The organism is Ilyobacter sp. (assembly GCF_041583315.1).
GTDB lineage: Bacteria > Fusobacteriota > Fusobacteriia > Fusobacteriales > Fusobacteriaceae > Ilyobacter.
Genome location: NZ_JBFHGC010000393.1, coordinates 1 through 2758, shown reverse-complemented (window position 1 = coordinate 2758; position 2758 = coordinate 1). Strand labels below are relative to the sequence as shown.

General features: G+C 35.9%; 3 protein-coding genes. All 3 read right to left on the bottom strand.

Annotated features, from left to right (window positions below; all coding sequences use genetic code 11):
• Positions 1 to 192: 192 nt before the first annotated feature.
• Positions 193 to 963, bottom strand: coding sequence for a 2-dehydro-3-deoxy-D-gluconate 5-dehydrogenase KduD (kduD, locus tag ABZA26_RS11920; protein WP_372714738.1), 771 nt, complete (start codon positions 961 to 963; stop codon positions 193 to 195).
• Positions 964 to 1120: 157 nt separating this feature from the next.
• Positions 1121 to 1867, bottom strand: a complete 747-nt coding sequence (locus tag ABZA26_RS11915; RefSeq protein WP_372714737.1) for an IclR family transcriptional regulator — start codon at positions 1865 to 1867, stop codon at positions 1121 to 1123.
• Between the two features lie 60 nt (positions 1868 to 1927).
• On the bottom strand, positions 1928 to 2758 hold an 831-nt coding region (locus ABZA26_RS11910; protein WP_372714736.1), incomplete at its 5' end, for a sugar kinase.

The following is a 2758-nucleotide window of genomic DNA, read 5'->3' as shown; positions in this document are numbered from 1 at the left end:
TTACTGATCAGATCTGTATCCATAAGATATTTAATTGCCCTTTGTATAACTTCCGGATATACATTAATATCCCCTATATTTTTTATATTTCCAAAAAACATACTGCTTCCTCCTGTTTAAAAAATACAGAGAGCTTTTATAAAAAGCTCTCCTAAAATTCAAAATTATATAAACCATGATTTCATTTAAATTTTACCTTACAAGCCACCCTCCGTCTACACAAAGAATATGACCGTTCATGTAATCAGATGCCTTTGATGACAAAAACACTGCCGCTCCAGCAAGATCAGATGGTTCCCCCCATCTTCCCGCAGGAATTCTTTCCAGTATTTCCCCATTTCTCTTTTTATCCGCTCTTATCGGAGCTGTATTTTCAGTTGCGATATATCCAGGAGCCACTGCATTTATATTTATATTCATTTCCGCCAGTTCATTTGCAAAAGCCTTTGTAAGTCCAGCTACACCATGTTTTGATGCTGTATAGGAAGGAACAAACTTTCCTCCTTGAAATGAAAGCATTGATGCAATATTAATTATCTTTCCGCCACCTTGCTTTGCCATGTGGTTAGCTGCATTTTTTGAAAGATAATATACTGAGCTTAAATTTAGATCTATTACATTTTTCCACCATAAATTATTTTCTTCCAGCAGCGGAGCTCTGTGAATGGTTCCTGCATTATTCACAAGTATATCTATCCTTCCATAGGCATCGACACATAGGTCTGCAGCTTTAGAGGCAAGTTCTTCTTTCATAAGGTCACCTAAAGCGAATTTTACTTTTCTTCCCATAGCTTCTATTATTTCGGTAAGTTCTTCTTTATTCTCCTCTGTATAAGCGTATATAAAAAGATCTGCACCTGCTTTAGCAAGCCCCATAGAAATTGCCATTCCAATCCCTGTGTTTCCACCGGTTACCATTGCCACTTTATTATCCAGTCCAAAATATTCCTTTAAATAATCCATTATATTTTCCTCCAAAAAACTCGTTTGAATAAAATAATTATTTGAGACTTCTGCACCTCAAACAAAAACCACTCAATCTTTCTGTGAGATATATAAAGTACTGCAATCTAAAAAATGGATGAACTCAAGGAAATCAGCATCAACTTAGATTGAAAAATCAATAACCTAATTTTCTTGAGATTTCAAAACTAGTTTTAAGCAATTCTTCCGACTCAAATTCAATATCCCTATTCTCTGAAAAAAGCCCGGATATACTTATTGACCCGACCACCTCTTTTTTAAAGTTGAAAATAGGCGCCCCTATACAGAGCATGTGCTCTTCCACTTCTCTATTGTCTAGGGCGTAACCCCTAGCTCTTATATCAGAAAGTTCTCCAATGAGTTCCTCCTTAGAAAGGGTGTATTTTGTCTTTTTTTCAAAGGACTGCATATTCAGAGTCTTTTCCAGTTTTTCATGTGGAAGAAAGGCTAGTATAGCCTTTCCCAACGAGGTACAGTATAGAGGGTTGGTACTTCCTATCTCAGCCGTTGTGATGATAGTCTTTTCAGATGCATGTTTTGACATATAGACAATCTCTCCTGCGTTTTCCACCCCATAAAAAACTGTTTTCCCTGTTTTTTCTGCTAACTCCTGTAAAGGTCTATCTATAATTTTAAAAATTTCTTTGGTTTTGGAGTAACTGTTTCCTATCTGAAAACTTTTTATACCGATCTTATAAAGATTTAGTTCTCCGATATTTTTTTCCAGAATCTCCATATAAGCCAGTGTTTCCAGTATATCGTAGGCACTGGTCTTTGGAATTTTCATAGTCTCAGTAATTTCTTTCACTGTAAGGCCATTTTTTTCCTTTGATAAAAGCTCCAACATTTTAATTGTTCTTTCAACTGTTCTGTTTAATTTCATAATCTATCCCCGAATCATCAATTTTTACGGATATTATATCATAAAAATTTTAAAATAGAGCTATCTACCCACATCATAGCCTATTCCCTTGAATATTTTTTCTATTTCTTCCTTTGTGACTATATTTGTATCTCCCGGAATTGTGTGCTTAAGTACGGCTGAAGCAGCTGCAAATTCGATTTTATAGTTATCTGTGGCTTCTGCCAAATATGCATATAAGAATCCTGACGTAAATGCATCCCCGCTTCCGACCCTGTCTATTATATCCACTTCGTATTCTTTTGAAATTTCTATATCCTTTCCGTTGAATACGAATCCGCTGTAAATATTCTTAGAGGCAGAGACTACGTTTCTCACAGATGAAACAATATACTTAAAGTTGTATTTCTCCATAACTTTCGGATAAAGAGTCTTATAACATCCGAGAATGTTTTCCCCGATGTACCCTTCTCCCATAGGTATCCCAAGTATATTTATAAAATCCAGATAACCTGCAAAAGCGATGTCTACATATTTCAACACCCTTTCTATCCCTATAGAAGCTTCTTTTAAAGACCACATTTTACTTCTGTAATTAAAGTCAAAACTAACTGTTATCCCTTTTTCTTTTGCTTTTTTCATGAAAAGCTCAGCCAATTCAAGGGCTTCCTGGCTGACAGCGAGAGTTATCCCAGATACGTGAAAAAGAGATACCCCCTCAAAAATAGCGTCTATATCAAATTCATCCCTGGAAACAGTAGAGAATGCAGAATATTTCCTGTCATAAATTACTTTGCTGCTTCTTACAGAAAAACCGGTCTCTAAAAAATATGTTCCTATTTTTTCTCCGCCTCTTGCAACAAAAGAAGTATCTACCCCGTAACTTTTGGCGTGACGCAGGGCAGCATCTCC

What these genes read in the sequence shown, in the direction of transcription:
- kduD (WP_372714738.1), bottom strand. Translation starts at nt 963, where the DNA reads ATGGATTATTTAAAGGAATATTTTGGACTGGATAATAAAGTGGCAATG.
- ABZA26_RS11915 (WP_372714737.1), bottom strand. Translation starts at nt 1,867, where the DNA reads ATGAAATTAAACAGAACAGTTGAAAGAACAATTAAAATGTTGGAGCTT.